Origin of the sequence: Amycolatopsis acidicola, assembly GCF_007713735.2 — a bacterium.
Lineage (GTDB): Bacteria > Actinomycetota > Actinomycetes > Mycobacteriales > Pseudonocardiaceae > Amycolatopsis_E > Amycolatopsis_E acidicola.
Genome location: NZ_VMNW02000081.1, coordinates 1 through 14,412 on the forward strand (window position 1 = coordinate 1; position 14,412 = coordinate 14,412).

16 protein-coding genes are annotated in these 14,412 nt (G+C 70.5%); 7 read left to right on the forward strand and 9 right to left on the reverse strand.

Annotated elements, in window-relative coordinates; genetic code table 11:
• Positions 1-670: 670 nt before the first annotated feature.
• Positions 671-1,348: a uracil-DNA glycosylase gene (locus tag FPZ12_RS35580; RefSeq protein WP_144751354.1), complete on the reverse strand. Its 678-nt coding sequence runs from the start codon at positions 1,346-1,348 to the stop codon at positions 671-673.
• A gap of 130 nt (positions 1,349-1,478) precedes the next feature.
• Between FPZ12_RS35580 and FPZ12_RS35585 the strand changes: the two genes are divergently transcribed.
• Both FPZ12_RS35585 and FPZ12_RS35590 read left to right on the forward strand, forming a co-directional pair.
• Complete coding sequence (locus FPZ12_RS35585; RefSeq protein WP_144751356.1) at positions 1,479-1,859, forward strand: hypothetical protein; 381 nt, start codon at positions 1,479-1,481, stop codon at positions 1,857-1,859.
• On the forward strand, positions 1,856-3,694 hold the full coding sequence (locus tag FPZ12_RS35590; RefSeq protein WP_144751359.1) for a caspase family protein: 1,839 nt from the start codon (positions 1,856-1,858) through the stop codon (positions 3,692-3,694). The genes FPZ12_RS35585 and FPZ12_RS35590 overlap by 4 nt, the downstream gene beginning before the upstream one ends.
• 4 nt (positions 3,695-3,698) lie before the next feature.
• On the opposite strand, the gene FPZ12_RS35595 is transcribed toward FPZ12_RS35590, so the two are convergent.
• A complete protein-coding gene (locus tag FPZ12_RS35595) occupies positions 3,699-4,220 on the reverse strand; it encodes a gamma carbonic anhydrase family protein (RefSeq protein WP_144751362.1) in 522 nt (173 codons plus the stop codon).
• A 73-nt stretch (positions 4,221-4,293) separates the two neighbouring features.
• Here FPZ12_RS35595 and FPZ12_RS35600 point away from each other — a divergent pair, with 73 nt between their 5' ends.
• Positions 4,294-5,460 carry a glycoside hydrolase family 27 protein gene (locus FPZ12_RS35600; RefSeq protein WP_144751365.1) on the forward strand — a complete coding sequence of 389 codons (1,167 nt, stop codon included), beginning with the start codon at positions 4,294-4,296 and terminating at the stop codon, positions 5,458-5,460.
• Here FPZ12_RS35600 and FPZ12_RS35605 read toward each other — a convergent pair.
• Both FPZ12_RS35605 and FPZ12_RS35610 read right to left on the reverse strand, forming a co-directional pair.
• Complete coding sequence (locus FPZ12_RS35605) at positions 5,447-5,926, reverse strand: GNAT family N-acetyltransferase (RefSeq protein WP_144751368.1); 480 nt, start codon at positions 5,924-5,926, stop codon at positions 5,447-5,449. The genes FPZ12_RS35600 and FPZ12_RS35605 overlap by 14 nt on opposite strands.
• A gap of 17 nt (positions 5,927-5,943) precedes the next feature.
• The gene (locus FPZ12_RS35610; RefSeq protein ID WP_243770203.1) at positions 5,944-6,912 is read right to left on the reverse strand and encodes a thiamine-phosphate kinase; all 969 of its coding nucleotides are present in this window, start codon (positions 6,910-6,912) and stop codon (positions 5,944-5,946) included.
• Between the two features lie 115 nt (positions 6,913-7,027).
• On the opposite strand from FPZ12_RS35610, the gene FPZ12_RS35615 reads away from it, so the two are divergent.
• Both FPZ12_RS35615 and FPZ12_RS35620 read left to right on the forward strand, forming a co-directional pair.
• Entirely contained in the window at positions 7,028-7,261 is a 234-nt protein-coding gene (locus FPZ12_RS35615) for an Lrp/AsnC family transcriptional regulator (protein WP_144751370.1), read from the forward strand.
• A gap of 4 nt (positions 7,262-7,265) precedes the next feature.
• Positions 7,266-7,808, forward strand: coding sequence for a DUF3515 domain-containing protein (locus FPZ12_RS35620; RefSeq protein ID WP_144751373.1), 543 nt, complete (start codon positions 7,266-7,268; stop codon positions 7,806-7,808).
• Positions 7,809-7,832: 24 nt separating this feature from the next.
• Here FPZ12_RS35620 and FPZ12_RS35625 read toward each other — a convergent pair whose 3' ends face one another.
• Together FPZ12_RS35625 and pdxR are read right to left on the reverse strand one after the other, a co-directional pair.
• Positions 7,833-8,927, reverse strand: coding sequence for a D-alanine--D-alanine ligase family protein (locus FPZ12_RS35625; RefSeq protein WP_144751376.1), 1,095 nt, complete (start codon positions 8,925-8,927; stop codon positions 7,833-7,835).
• A gap of 11 nt (positions 8,928-8,938) precedes the next feature.
• Positions 8,939-10,345 (reverse strand): MocR-like pyridoxine biosynthesis transcription factor PdxR, encoded by a 1,407-nt coding sequence (pdxR, locus tag FPZ12_RS35630; protein WP_144751379.1) that lies wholly within the window; start codon positions 10,343-10,345, stop codon positions 8,939-8,941.
• 67 nt (positions 10,346-10,412) lie between these two features.
• On the opposite strand from pdxR, the gene FPZ12_RS35635 reads away from it, so the two are divergent.
• The gene (locus tag FPZ12_RS35635; protein WP_144751382.1) at positions 10,413-11,069 is read left to right on the forward strand and encodes a pyridoxamine 5'-phosphate oxidase family protein; all 657 of its coding nucleotides are present in this window, start codon (positions 10,413-10,415) and stop codon (positions 11,067-11,069) included.
• Here FPZ12_RS35635 and FPZ12_RS35640 read toward each other — a convergent pair.
• The 3 genes from FPZ12_RS35640 to FPZ12_RS35650 all read right to left on the reverse strand — a co-directional run bounded on the left by FPZ12_RS35640 (position 11,047) and on the right by FPZ12_RS35650 (position 13,715).
• Entirely contained in the window at positions 11,047-11,526 is a 480-nt protein-coding gene (locus FPZ12_RS35640; RefSeq protein ID WP_144751385.1) for a cysteine dioxygenase, read from the reverse strand. The genes FPZ12_RS35635 and FPZ12_RS35640 overlap by 23 nt on opposite strands.
• A 474-nt stretch (positions 11,527-12,000) precedes the next feature.
• Positions 12,001-13,011, reverse strand: a complete 1,011-nt coding sequence (locus FPZ12_RS35645) for an NAD(P)H-dependent glycerol-3-phosphate dehydrogenase (protein WP_144751463.1) — start codon at positions 13,009-13,011, stop codon at positions 12,001-12,003.
• On the reverse strand, positions 13,011-13,715 hold the full coding sequence (locus FPZ12_RS35650; protein WP_144751388.1) for a lysophospholipid acyltransferase family protein: 705 nt from the start codon (positions 13,713-13,715) through the stop codon (positions 13,011-13,013). Before FPZ12_RS35650 ends, FPZ12_RS35645 begins: the two co-directional genes overlap by 1 nt.
• A gap of 99 nt (positions 13,716-13,814) precedes the next feature.
• On the opposite strand from FPZ12_RS35650, the gene cofC reads away from it, so the two are divergent.
• A complete protein-coding gene (cofC, locus tag FPZ12_RS35655; protein ID WP_144751466.1) occupies positions 13,815-14,411 on the forward strand; it encodes a 2-phospho-L-lactate guanylyltransferase in 597 nt (198 codons plus the stop codon).
• Position 14,412 lies beyond the last annotated feature (1 nt).

The window sequence follows — 14,412 nt, forward strand, 5'->3', positions numbered from 1 at the left end:
ATCTTGCACGGGCACGGCGGTGGATTGCCGGACCAGGCGCGGGCGCTGGTGTGGCCGCGGCCCTCGGCTGCCGGGCAAGGCTCGGGCTGATGGGCCAGGCTCGGGCTCTGAGAACCAGGCGCGGGCTGGGCTCCTGGATCAGGGTCGGACGAGCGCGGGCCCTGGATAAAGGCGCGAAGTGGGGGAACCAGGCTCGCACGGGTGCGGCGCAGGCTGGCCCGAACTCAGGCACAAGTCTCGCCCGCAGACTGCCCGACCAAGCTCGCACGGGCACGGCACAGGCTGGCCCGAACTCAAGCGCAAGCCCCGCCTGCAGACTGCCGGACCAAGCGGGCACGGGCGCGGGCTAGCCCGAACTCAAGCGCAAGTCTCGCCCGCAGACTGCCCGACCAAGCCGCACGCACGCGGCACAGCCTGACCCGAACTCAGACGCAAGCCCCGCCCGCAGACCGCCGGGCCAGGCTCGGGCGCGGCATCGGTCCCGGTTTTCCGGATCAGGCAAAGGCTCGACAGCAGGCTCAGTCCGGCCGCAGGCGCAGCCCGGCACCCGGCCCAGCCCCAAATCAGCGTCGGCTCGGTTTCGGCCTTGGCGCGCCTCGAACTCGGCTCCGGTCGGACCGTCAACCCTCGCCGCAGCCGCGGGCTCAAACCCCGGACCCAACCCCGGGAATCAGGGCAACTTCCAGTCGATCGGCGGGCATCCCTGCGTGGCCAGCAGCTGATTGGCCCTGGTGAACGGGCGCGAGCCGAAGAAACCGTTGTGCGCGGACATCGGACTCGGGTGCACCGACTCGATCGACGGCAGTCCGCCGAGCAGCGGTTTCAGGCTGCGGGCATTGCTACCCCACAGGATCGCCACCAGCGGCCCGCCCCGCGCGGCGAGTGCGCGGATCGCCTGCTCGGTCACCTCTTCCCAGCCCTTGCCCTTGTGCGAGTTCGGCGAACCCGGCCGGACGGTGAGGGACCTGTTCAGCAGCAGCACACCCTGCTCGGTCCACGGCGTGAGATCGCCGTTCGAAGGCATCGGGTGGCCGAGATCGTCGCAATACTCGCGATAGATGTTCTGCAGGCTCTTCGGCAGCGGCCGCACGTCGGGCGCGACCGCGAAGCACAGGCCGATCGGGTGCCCCGGCGTCGGGTACGGGTCCTGCCCCACGATGAGCACACGGACGTCGGCGAAGGGCTGCTTGAACGCGCGCAACACGTTGTCCCCGGAGGGCAGGTAGCGCCGGCCCGCGGCGATTTCGGCGCGAAGGAACTCCCCCATCGCCGTGATCCGGTCGGCGACCGGCGCCAGTGCCTCGGCCCACCCGGCTTCCACGACTTCCTGCAACGGTTTTCCGGTCACGGCCCGCGAGCCTAGCCCTCCGCCCCCCGCGTTCCACGAGGCCCCGCGCTTTCTTCCGCGACTTTCCGCGACGGAGCGTGCGAGAACGGTAACGTCGTAGCGCAAGCCACTGGGAGGAGATCACTTCGTCATGCCGGCCGTTTCGATGATGATCACGGTAGGGGCCCCGGACTGGGACGACGAGGAGCGCGACGAACGGGCCGCGGAGCTGGGCCACCTGCTGCGGGAGCTACCCGGGGCCACGCTCAGCACGGTGCCGGGGCAAGCCGCGCCCGACGGCAGCAAGGGCGTCAGCGCGGTGATCGGCGCGCTCGGGGTCACCGTCGCCGTTTCGCGGAAAGTGCTCACGGCAGTGCTCGAAGTGGTGCGCCGCTGGGCCGACGTCGAGGCGTCGCGGAAGGTGGTGATCGAAATCGACGGGAACCGGCTGGAGTTCACGGGCGCTTCCGCGGCACAGAAGGACGACGCGCTGAAGTTCTTCATCGAGCACCATTCGCGGGGCAGCGAATGACGCGGGCCGCGTTCCTGATCGGCACCAGCAGCTACACCGATCAGTCGTTGCGCCAGCTGCACGCCCCGGCTCAGGACGTCGAACGGCTCGGCGCGGTGCTGGGCGATCCCGAGGTGGGCGCGTACGAAGTGACCACGCACGTCGACGAAACAGCCGGGAAGCTCACCGATTCCCTGCGCGAGTTCCTGTCGGGCCGCGCTCCCGAGGACGCGCTGGTGATCTACTTTTCCGGGCACGGCGTGAAAGACGTGGCCGGGGACCTCTTCCTCACCGGCACCGATTCCAGCCTCGACGATCTCGATCACACCGCCATCCCCGCGACCGAGCTGAACAGGTGGCTGCGAGCCTGCCGCTCGCGGCGGATCCTGCTGATCCTGGACTGCTGTTACAGCGGCGCGTTCGGCCGCGGGATGCTCGCGAAGGCCGGGGAAACCGTGCACGTCCGGGAAAGCTTCTCCGGCCGGGGCCTCGCGATCATCACCGCGACCACGGCGATCGAGTACGCCTTCGAAGGCACGACCCTGCGCGAAGACGAGCGCGACGAGGCCACCTCCACCTTCACCGAGGCGCTGATCCACGGCCTCGACACCGGAGAAGCCGACGACAACCTCGACCAGCGGATCACGCTGGACGAGCTGTACTACTACGTTTTCGACACGGTCCGCGAGGTCAACCCCGGCCAGACGCCGTGCTGGTACCTGATCGGCGGGCAGGGCGATTTCCTCGTCGCGGCAAGGAGACCCGGCACGTCGGCGCGCAGGTCTCGCACCTCACCGCCCACGCCCGCGGTCACGCTGCGGCCGGATCGCCGGATGCTCGCCACCGCGGTTCCCGTCGCGGTCCTCGGCGGCGTGATCATCTGGGCGGGCCTGGCCGGTTTCCGGCAGGGCGCGCTGTGGTCGGCCGCCGTGGTGGGGATTTTGCTTGTACTGGCAGCGATCCTGCGCATCGTGCTGGCGCTCACCGGGCGCACGTACCTGGAGGATCGCGGCGTGCGCGTGTCTCCGTTCCGTTCGGCGACCGTGCCCTGGCCGGCGATCCTCGCCGTGGAGGCGCGGTCGGGGCTGTTCGGCAAGAGCCTGACGGTGCGGCGCGGTGACCGTCCACAATGGCCATGGCTGCCCCTGCCCGCGCCGAGCCGTTCCTGGGTGGGCAACCGGGATTCGTGGGCCGCCGCGCTGGAGAAGATCCGGGAACACAGCGTCCTGCGTGGCTCGCCGACGGTCGTGGTCGACAGGCGTTGGGCGCCGTCGGCGGCGCGGGCGGCCGTAGTGATCGTCTTGGCGGGCGTGCTGCTGGTGACCACGGACAGGCCGTGGGTCTGGGAGGGCGTGATCGCGGACGGGCCGCCGGACGCGTGCCAGGCGCTGAGCGACGAAAACATCGAGGCCGCGGTCCCTTCTTACCGTGACCTCGACATTTTCGGTGCGGCCCCGAGCTCCGTGGCGGTCCCTTCGAATTCGCTGACCACCAGCACCTGCCAGCGCACGCTGGCGGCATCGATACTGGGGACTCCCGACGGATGGGTACAGACGATCTATGACGTCGCGGCGCGAACGTGGAATCGTTCGGCGCACCAGGGCGCCGAGGACCAGCTCGAGGACTACCGCTCCTTCGACGCCCAACACGGCCGGATAGCCGAGCTGACGGCACCACATCCCGGCTACTGGCTCACCTACGACAGGCACGCGACGGCAAGGCTGCTGTGCGGGAACGCCGTAGTGACCCTGGACATGCGGACGACGGAGGCCTATCCCCAGATCCCGGACGATTTCCCGGACATCGCGGACAGAGCCGTCTCGCTGCTGAGCGCCGAAAACCCCGGCCTCTGCTGAACCCTCAGTCCAGGCGCCGCAACTGCTCGCGGAACACGCGCGCCCGCTCGACATAGGACTCCACGACACCGGCGATCTGCTCCGGGCCGAAGGAGGTGTTCGGCCGGGTCTTCGCCGGGACGCCGAGCGCGATGTGCCCGCTCGGCACGTGCGAACGATAGGACAGCACCGCGCCGGCGCCGACCATCGCGCCGTCTTCGAGCACGGTTCCGTTCAGCACCACCGAACCCGACGCGAGCAGGCAGCCCGTGCCGATCTTCGCGCCCTCGACGTGCACCGCGTGACCGATCGCCGAACCGGGGCCGAGGATCGTCGGGTCCTGTTCCGTGCAGTGCACGACACAACCGTCCTGGATGTTCGACCGCTCGCCGAGCTCGATGTAACCGTGGTCACCCCGCAACACCGTCTGCGGCCACACCGACGCGTGCGCGCCGATCCGCACGTCCCCGATCACCGTGGCGTCCGGGTGCACGTAGGCCTGCGGGTGAATGCTGGGTTCGCGGTCACCGAGCGCGTAGATCGCCAACGGGTGCTCCAATCTGTGTTCGTCCCGGGGCCCCTTAACCGGAACCCATCCCCGGACTGATTGGATCACGGCCATGCTCGGCCGGATAGTCCTCGCCGTCGTGACGCTCGCGGCCGCGATGATCTGGCCATCGGAACCGGGCGGTGAGTTGCGCAACGGACTGGCCGCGACGCCACCGATGGGCTGGAACAGCTGGAACCAGGTCGGTTGCGCCGGCCTGAACGAGCAGGTGGTGCGCGACGCGGCGGACAACCTGGTGCGCACCGGGATGCGTGACGCCGGATACCGGTACGTCGTCGTGGACGACTGCTGGCAGGCGCTGACCCGCGGCGCCGACGGCGCGCTGCGACCCAACCCGGACAGGTTCCCGCACGGCATGGCCGCGCTCGCGGACTACGTGCATGCGCGCGGGCTCCTCTTCGGGATCTACGCCGTGCCCGGCACCGGCACCTGCGCGATGTACAACTCCGGTTACCCCGCCAAGGGAATCGGTTCGCTCGGGCACGAACGCCAGGACGCCGAGACCTTCGCGAGCTGGGGCGTGGACTACCTCAAGTACGACTGGTGCTACGCCGACACCTACGACGGCCTCGACGAAAAGACGGCGTTCGAGAAGATGCGCGACGAGCTGCAGCGCACCGGCAGGCCCATCCTGTACGCGATCTCCGAGTACGGCGCCCAGAAACCGTGGGAGTGGGCGCGGCCGGTGGCGAACATGTGGCGCACCACCAACGATCTTTCCGCCGACTGGTCCTCGGTTTCCGCGACCATCGAGCAGCAGGCGGACGTGACCACCGGCAGCCCCGGCGGCTGGAACGACCCCGACATGCTGCAGATCGGCAACGGCAGCCTCACCGAATCCGAGGCACGGGCGCATTTCAGCATGTGGTCGATCCTGAACGCGCCGCTGTTCACCGGGACCGCGCCGACGGACCAGGACCTCGGCACGCTGCTGAACCGTGAAGTGATCGCCGTCGACCAGGATTTCGCCGGGGCACAAGGGAAACGCCTCGCCGTCGACGGCAGCACCGACGTGTGGGGGAAACCGTTGTCCGGCGGCGGTTACGCGGTCGTGCTGCTCAACCGGGGCGACTCCCCCGCCACGGTTTCCGCGGACGTGCCGGGGCACTGGGCCGTCCGCGACCTGTGGCAGCACGCGAACACCGGCACCAGCGACGGAACGCTGCGCGCACAGGTGCCCGCGCGCGGCGCCGTGATGCTGCGGCTCACTCCGCGATGAGGTCCTTGGCCAGGCAGACACTCAGCTCGTCGTGCCGGTACAGGCCGAACTTCGGGATGTCGGTATAGCTGGAAGACCGGTACAGCGCTATCGCTTCCGGCTGCGCCAAACCCGTCTCGAGCACCACCCGCCGGTGCCCCGCCGCGCTCGCCGTGCGCTCCAACTCCGCCAGCACCGCACGCGCGAAACCCTTGCCGCGCATGGCATCCACGACGTACATGCGCTTCAGCTCCGCGTCGCCGGGGCGCAGTCCTTCCGGCGGTTCCTCGTGCGTGCGCCAGCCACCGCTGGCGACCGGGACCCCGCCCTCGTACCCGATCAGGAAAAGGCCACGCGGCGGCGCGAACTGCTCCGGATCGGTCCTCGTCCCGTCGGGTTCGCCGTACCGGACGACGTACTCCTGCTGGACGGCCTCGATCAGCTCGACCGAATCGGGGTGATCGAAAGGCGTCACGCGCAAATCCACATTCGCACGTTATTCGCCTAGCGCCAGTGTTCCCAACCGGATTCTTCGTGATAGGTCTCACCGTCGAGGGTGACTCCGGAATCCGGCATGTTCACCACGCCGATCTGGCGCCAGCCCTCCGGCAGGTCGGCGAACGACGGGAACGTCGCGGCCAGCGCGTGGTCCTCGCCGCCGGTGAGCACCCAGCGCCACGGGTCCGCGCCCAACGCGGTGCCGACTTCGACGAGGCGTTTGGGCAACTCCAGTGCTTCGCGGCTGAGGTCGAGCCCGACGTTCGAAGCCTCCGCGAGGTGCCCGAGGTCGGCGAGCAGGCCGTCCGACACGTCGATCATCGCCGTGGCCCCGGCTTCCGCCGCGGCCGGGCCCGCGGCGTACGGCGGTTCCGGATAGCGCTGCGCGTTGACCACCGTGACCGGGGACCGGAAGCCGCGGTGCAGCACGGCGAGACCGGCCGCCGCCCAGCCGAGCCTGCCGCAGATCGCGAGAATGTCGCCGGGCCGGGCGCCGGCCCTGGTCACCGGCTCGCGGCCGCGCAGATCACCCAGCGCGGTGATGCTGACCACGATCTGGTCGGCCTGCACCATGTCCCCACCCACCACGCCGGCACCGGCGCTCTCGGCCTCGGCCCACATCCCGTCGGCCAGGCCGGTGATCACCTTCGCCGGGGTGTCCGGCGGGCACGCGAGACCGACCAGCACCGACGTCGGGACCGCGCCCATCGCGGCGATGTCGGCCAGGTTCACCGCGATCGCCTTGCGGCCGACCTGGTCCGGAGTGGACCAGTCGAGGCGGAAGTGCACGCCCTGCACCAGCACGTCGGTGCTCGTCACGACCCGCCCGTCGGAGGTCGCGGTCACCGCCGCGTCGTCGCCGGGGCCGAGCAGGGTGCTGCCGGGTTGTCTTCGGTTCTCCGTCACCGCACGGATCAGGCCGAACTCACCCAGTTCGGCGACCGTGCCGGGTTCCGGCACGTTCTGTGACGACACTCGCCGCCTCCGTCCCTCGTCCGTCTGACAGTCGGATCACCTATTGTTCCCAGGTGGGGTAGGTTCTTCCCACGTTCCTACCTTGAGTTCTACGACGAAGACGAAGGGGCGCGCCGTGGTTCACGCATACATCCTCATCCAGACCGAGGTCGGTAAGGCCGCCGCGGTCGCCGGGGAGATCGCCGGCATTCCCGGGGTCACCAGCTCGGAGGACGTGACGGGCCCCTACGACGTGATCGTCCGCGCGGAGGCCGAAACCGTGGACCAGCTCGGCCAGCTCGTCGTCGCCAAGGTGCAGGGCGTGGAGGGGATCACGCGAACCCTGACCTGCCCGGTGGTACACCTCTGAAAACGTGCCCGAAGCCGATACGACCGGGGCCCCGTCCCGGCGCTTGATCATCATCGCGGCCGTGCTGGCGGTCGCGCTCGCCGCCGTCGTCGCCGTGCTGGGCATCCGCGCGGGGTCCAATCAGGATCAGCCGGACAACGGCCCGCTCGCGCTGGTGTCCGTGCCCGCGCCGCAAGCCGGTTCCGAGGACTGCGCGAACCTCATTCCCGCGCTGCCTGCCGAGCTCGTGTCCAACGGCGCGAAGCTCACCCGCCGCGAGCTGGCCGATCCGGCGCCCGAAGCCACTGTCGCGTGGGGCGCCCCTGACGCGATCGTGCTGCGGTGCGGCCTGGAGAAGCCGCCGGAGCTGACGCCGACCGCGCAGCTGCGCGTGGTTTCCGGCGTGCAGTGGCTGCCGGTGGAGGGTGCAGGCTCGTCGACCTGGTACGTGGTCGACCGCAACGTGTACCTGGGGTTGACGGTGCCGGACAGCGCGGGCACCGGGCCGCTGCAGGAGATCTCCGACACGGTTTCGGGCAAGCTGCCCGCCGTGCCACTCCGCTTCTAGCGCTCGAACCGCGGCGCCGACGACTCAGCGCAGGCCGGTGCCGCGGGCGATCGCGGTGTCGATGAGGGTGGACAACAGGGTGCTGTAGTCGACCCCGGTCACGGCCCACATCTTCGGGTAGGCCGAGGTCGTGGTGAACCCGGGCATCGTGTTGACCTCGTTGATGGTCAGCTCGCCGTCCGCGCCGACGAAGAAGTCCACCCTCGCCAGGCCCTGGCAGTCCAGCGCCTCGAAGGCGCGCACCGCGGCGGCGCGCAGTTTCTCGGTGATCGCGTCGTCGAGTTTGGCGGGGATGTCCAGTTCCGCGTCGTTGCCGAGGTACTTCGCTTCGAAGTCGTACCAGGCGCCTTCGTCCTCGGAGACCACGCGGACCTCCGCGGGCAGGGACGCCTCGACGCGGCCGTCGGGGAACTCCAGCACGCCGCATTCGACCTCGCGGCCGACGACGGCCGCTTCGACGAGCACCTTCGGATCGGTCTGGCGGGCCAGCGCGATCGCGTCGTCGAGCTGGTCCCAGGAGGTGACTTTGCTGATGCCGATCGAGGAGCCGGCGCGGGCGGGCTTGACGAACACGGGCAGCCCGAGCCGTTCCCGGTCCGCTTCATCCAAAGTGGACTGGTTGCGCCGCAGGGACACGTACGTGCCGACCGGAAGCCCTTCCGCGGCAAGGAGTTTCTTCGCGTACTCCTTGTCCATCGCCCCGGCGCTGGCGAGCACCCCGGCGCCGACGTACGGGATCCCGGCGAGCTCCAGCAGCCCTTGGATGGTGCCGTCCTCGCCGAACGCGCCGTGCAGCAACGGGAAGACGACGTCGACCCCGCCGAGCGCCTCGGTGCCGGGTTCGATGCCGACCAGCTCGCGCCGGGTCGGGTCGCCGGCGAGCACGAGCGCCTTGCCGTTCTGCTCCACCGAAGGCAGCTCGCGGCCCTGGATGGCCAGCCGCGCCGGGTCGGACGGGCCGAGCACCCAGCCGCCTTCGCGGGTGATGCCGATGGGCACGATCTCGAACCGCTCCGGGTCGAGATTGGCCAGCACGCTGCCGGCCGAGACGCAGGAAATGGTGTGCTCGGTGCTGCGGCCGCCGAACACCACGGCCACCCGCGTCTTGCGTGCGCTCATGGCCGGTCACCCTACCGGGCGCTTGCCACCGGATGCCCGGCGCAGTATTCGCGAAGCAGGCCGACGAGCGCGTCGAGGGACTCGCGCAGCGCTTCTCGCGAGCAGCCGGCGTAGCCGATCGCCACGCCGAAAGCGCTGGGCTCGCCCGCGAAATGCCGCGCCAGCCCGTCCAGCAGGATCGAGCGCGTCGCCGCCGCGGCGAGGCATTCCCTTTCCCCGGCGGCGGAATCGAACGGGACCACCAGGTGCGCGCCCGCTTCGTCACCGATCACCGGAACGTCACCGGCGCGCAGCGCCGCGACCAGCAAAGCCCGCCGCTCGGACAGTTCACGGCGGAGTTTTCGCAGGTGACGGCCGAGATCGCCGTGGCGCGCGAGTTCGATCAGCACCCGCTGCCCCGCCGGTGACGCGCGCGTTCCGGTGCGTTCGCGATAGGCCAGCAAGGCGGAACTGACGGCGGGCGGGGCGACCATCCAGCCCGCGCCGAGAGTCGGGGTGAGGATTTTGCTCGTGGTGCCGAGGTGCACGACGACGTCGGGCGCGAGCGCGGCGAGCAGGGGCAACGGGGCAACGTCGAACCGGAGTTCGCCGTCGTAATCGTCCTCGACGACGACCATGTTCTCCGCGCGGGCGCGTTCGATCAGCTCGACGCGGCGGGCCGCGCTCATCCGGCTGCCCATCGGATACTGGTGCGCCGGCGAGCAGTAGACCACCCGCGCCCCGGCCGGAATCGCGTCCGGGCGCAGGCCTTCTTCGTCCACCGGGACACCGACCACGCGCATCCCGCCCGCGGTCAGCGCCTGCACCGCACGCTGATACCCGGGCTCCTCCACCGCCACCACGTCCCCGGCCGAAAGCACCGAACCGGCCAGCTCGACGACGGCGGCCGTCGTGCCGCCGGTGGCCAGCACGGAGTCGGTGCCCACGGCCAAACCCCGGTGGCGCAACAGATGTTCGGCGATCGCGGCGCGGTACTCCGGCAATCCCGCGCGGTGCGCGCGGACCAACGGCGCCGCGTCCGCCGCCGCGCGCCAGGCCCGCCGCCAGGCCGCCTTGTCCACCCCTGCCGCCCACGGGGTGCCAGGGGTGAGATCGAGAACGCTCTCCGGTTCGGCCTCTTCGCCGGGGATCGTGCGGTGGACCGGCCGGTCGACCGGCGGTGATGTGGTGACATAGGTACCGGAGCCGTGCCGCCCGGCGATCCAGCCCTCGGCGTGCAACTGTTCGTACGCCGCGGCCGTCACTGTGCGGCTCACGCCGAGGCGTTCGGCGAGCGCGCGCGTGGAGGGCAGCCTGTCGCCGCCTCGCAGATGCCCGGTGGAAGCGGCCTGACGTAGCGCGTCCGCCAGCTGCACGGCGAGCGGGACGGAGGACTCCCTGTCGAGCGTGACGGGCAGCGCGGTGCCGGAGTGAGTCAAAGTGGCCTTCTGATCAACGACAAAAGTGGCTATTCTACGGGTCCACTATAGGCCGCATGCTGTCCTCATGACGACCCTCTCCCCGACCCCGCGCACCACGTTGACCCGTAAGAAGCACCGGGCGGCGACGGACCGGGCACACCTCCATGAAGTACTCGACCAGGGAATGATCTGCCACCTCGGGCTCGTGCTCAACGGTTCGCCCGTCGTCCTGCCCACCGGCTACGGACGCGACGGGGACACGTTGTACCTGCACGGCTCCACCGGATCGGGCAACCTCCGCGCGGCCGCGACCGGCGCGGACGTCTGCGTCACGGTGACCCTGCTCGACGGGATCGTCTACGCGCGCTCGCTGAACAACCACTCGATGAACTACCGCAGCGCCGTCGTGCACGGCCGCGCCCGGGACGTCCAGGATCCCGACGAGAAGATGCACGGCCTGCACGTGGTCACCGAGCACCTCGCGCCGGGCTCGTGGGAGCACGCGCGCGCTGTCAACGCGAAGGAGTTCGCGTCCGTCAGCGTGCTCGCGCTCGACCTCGGCGAGGCGTCGGTGAAACTGCGTGACGGCGGGCCGTCCGAAGAGCCGGAAGACGTTGCCAGCGACCACATCTGGGCCGGCGTGGTACCGGTCCAGACCATTTTCGGCGCGCCGGTCTCAGCCGACTACGTGCCCGACGGCGCGCCGATCCCGGCGCACGTCAATCGCGAACCGGCCCGGTGACCGGGTCGAGGTGGTAGGCGCGCATCGCGCGGCCACCCGAGCGGTAGACGTGGATGCTGACGGCCGGGTCCGGTCCCTCGTTGCGCACCTGGTGCACGTAGCCGGGGCCGAAAACGCGGGACTGCCCGGCCGAAAGCGCGTGCAGCTCGGTGACCGCGCGGCCGCCGGGAGCGCGGCGCGCCACCGTCTCCGACAGGGCGCCGGTGACGACCGTGAAGGCGCCGGTGGACTGGGCGTGGTCGTGCAGATCGGTGTGCTGGCCGGGGAGCCAGCCCATCAGCCACACCTCTTCTTCGGCTGTTTCGGTGACGAGGGCCGAGAAGCGCTCGTCGGGGTCGTAGCGGAGGAGGTGGCGCCAGCGCTCACGCTCGGCGGCGTACTCCAGCGCGACGCGCACGGGGTGGCGCAGCAGGGGCTTTTCGGTCAGGGCGACGGTGTTGTCCGGAACGGCGAACATGGATACAGGCGTCCTTGGGAAAGAAGAACGGAAAAGGGCCGGCTGGGGTGGATCACCGACAACAAGGACACAGCGCGCTGGCAACGCGACGGAGGCGAATCTCGCCCCGCCGTTCCGGCATGCCACGCGTGAACATGGCGCCCAGCGAACCAGCGCGGACCGGCTCCGTCAACTCGATCCCACCAACTGGGCGCAACGTCACGCCCGCGGAGCCCGCCTTCCGGAGGCGATCGGCGTGCGATCGGCCACCACACCAACACCACCGGCCAACTCACGGACGCGAGCGGCCAACCCACCGACGCGAGCGGCCAACTCACCGACGCGAGCGGCCAACTCACCGGCGCGAGCGGCCAACCGACCGAGGCGAGGTGCATCGCCAACCCACCAACGCCACCAGCCAACCCACCGACGCGAGCGGCCAACTCACCGACGGGAGGGGCAAACACGCCGGCGCGAGCGGCCAACACGGGCGGGTCAGGACCACTCGTGTTTGCGCTCACGGCCGAGCAGTTCGGCGCCGACCCTGCGCGGGTCCGCGCCTTCGTGGCAGACGCGGTGCATCGCGTCGGCCAGCGGCATGTCGACGCCCTTGGTCTGGGCCAGCTCCCGGATCGACGAGCACGACATCACGCCCTCCGCGACCTGACCGCCCGCGGCGCGCTGCGCCTCCTCCAGCGTCTCGCCGTGGCCGAGGCGTTCGCCGAAGGTGCGGTTGCGGGAAAGCGGCGAAGAACACGTCGCGACCAGGTCGCCCACTCCGGCCAGCCCGGCGAAGGTGAGCGGGTCCGCGCCGAGTTTCGTGCCGAGGCGGGCCGTTTCCGCGAGCCCGCGGGTGATCAACGTGGCGAGCGTGTTCGCCCCGTAGCCGAGCCCGGCCGCCATGCCGCACGAGAGCGCGATGACGTTCTTGCACGCCCCGCCCAGCTCCGCGCCGACCACATCGGTGTTGGTGTACGGCCGGAAATACGGTGCTGAACTCGCCTGCTGGAAAGCCACCGCGCGCTCGTGGTCCACACACGCGAACACCGCGGCGGCAGGCTGTTCCTGCGCGATCTCGCGCGCCAGGTTCGGCCCGGTGACGACGAGGATGCGGCTCTCGGACGCCCCGGTGATCTCGGCGATCACCTCGCTCATCCGCTTGAGCGTGCCCAGTTCCACACCCTTGGCGAGGCTCACCAGCGTCGCGTCGGGCGGCAGCAGTTCGCGCCAGCCGGTGAGATTCGCGCGCAGACTCTGGCTGGGCACCGCCAGCACCACCGCCTGCGCGTGAGCGAGCGCCTCCTCCGCGTCCGCCGTGGCCTTGAGCCCCGCGGGCAGCGCGATCCCCGGCAGGTAACCGGAATTCGTGTGCGCGCCGGAGATCTCGGCGGCGATCTCGGGACGGCGGGCCCAGATCGTCACGTCGCGGCCGGCGTCCGCGAGCACCTTCGCGAACGCGGTGCCCCACGAGCCCGCGCCGAGCACGGTGATGTGCTGCGGTGCCATCATTCGCCGTCCGCCACCGGTTTCTTCGCCGGCGGGGTCTCGCCGCGCACCTCCGCCAGCAGTTCGGTGATCCGGCCCATCATCACGTCGGTCACCTCGCGCAGCACCGGCGCGGTGGGTTCCTTGCCGCGGAACTCCGAGAGATCCAGTGGTTCGCCGACCGCGTGCGTGATCGTCTTGCGCGGGAACAGGCGCAGTTTCTTGTGGTAGAAGTCCAGGATTTCGTTGGTGCCCCAGCGGGCGACCGGGATGACGGGGACGTCGTTGCCGATCGCGAGCCGGGCGGCGCCGGTGTACGCGCGCTTCGGCCAGCCTTCGGGATCCTTCGTGATGGTGCCTTCGGGGTAGATCACGACGACCTTGCCCTCCGCCAGCGCCTGGTGCGCCGCGCGCAGGCTGTCGCCCGCGCTCGCCGAACCCCGGTACACCGGGATCCCGCCCGAGCCCAGGAAGATCTTCCCGAAGATCGGCGCCTTGGCCACGCTGTCCTTCGCGAGGAAGCGCGGGACCCGCTTCTGGCGGTGCACGAACACGGCGTCCACCGCCGGGTCCATGTGCGAAACGTGGTTCATCACCAGCAGCGCGGCGCCTTCGCGCGGGACGTTTTCGCCGCCGGTGTACACGCGCTTGCCGATCCAGCTGACGGGGTAGAACAGGGCGGCGGCGAATCCGACCCAGAATCCGCCCTTCTCTCGACCGGCCAAGGCTCCTCCAGTTGTGGTCTCCGTTGCCTCCCGCTGATCCTAGGGGGCCCGATCAGGGAAGATGGTGGCGTGCCCGCACCCGTAGCCCTGGTCGTCCCGATGAAGCCCCCGCGCGCCGGGAAGTCGAGGCTGCGCGGAGCCGTCGCCGACGCCGCGCATCCCGGACTCGTCCTGGCGCTCGCCGAGGACACGCTCGCCGCCGCGGGCGAGGTGGCGGACCGGATCCTGATCGTCGCGAGCGACGTGGACGCGGTGATGCGGCTGCGCCGTCCCGGCGTGGAAATCGTCGCCGAGCAAGGCGCGCACGGGCTCAACGCCGCCTTGCGCCAGGGCGAAAAACGGTTGCGGGCGGACGATCCGGACGCGGTGATCGGTGCGCTGCAAGCGGATCTTCCCGCGCTGCGCGCGGACGAACTGGCCGCCGCGATCGCCGAAGCGGCGGGGCGGCGCGCGTTCGTCGCGGACTGGGAAGGCACCGGAACCACACTGTTGTTATCCGCTCCCGGCGAAGCGCTGGAGCCGAAGTTCGGCCCGGGTTCGGCGCGGGCGCACCGCGAAACGGGCGCGCGGGCACTCGAGCTGGCCGCGCCGAGCCTGCGCCGCGACGTGGACAGCCCCGCGGATCTCGCGCACGCGCGGCGGATCGGGCTCGGCGCGCGCACCGCGGAGCTGCTCGTGCAGGGGCGCGTGGCGTGAA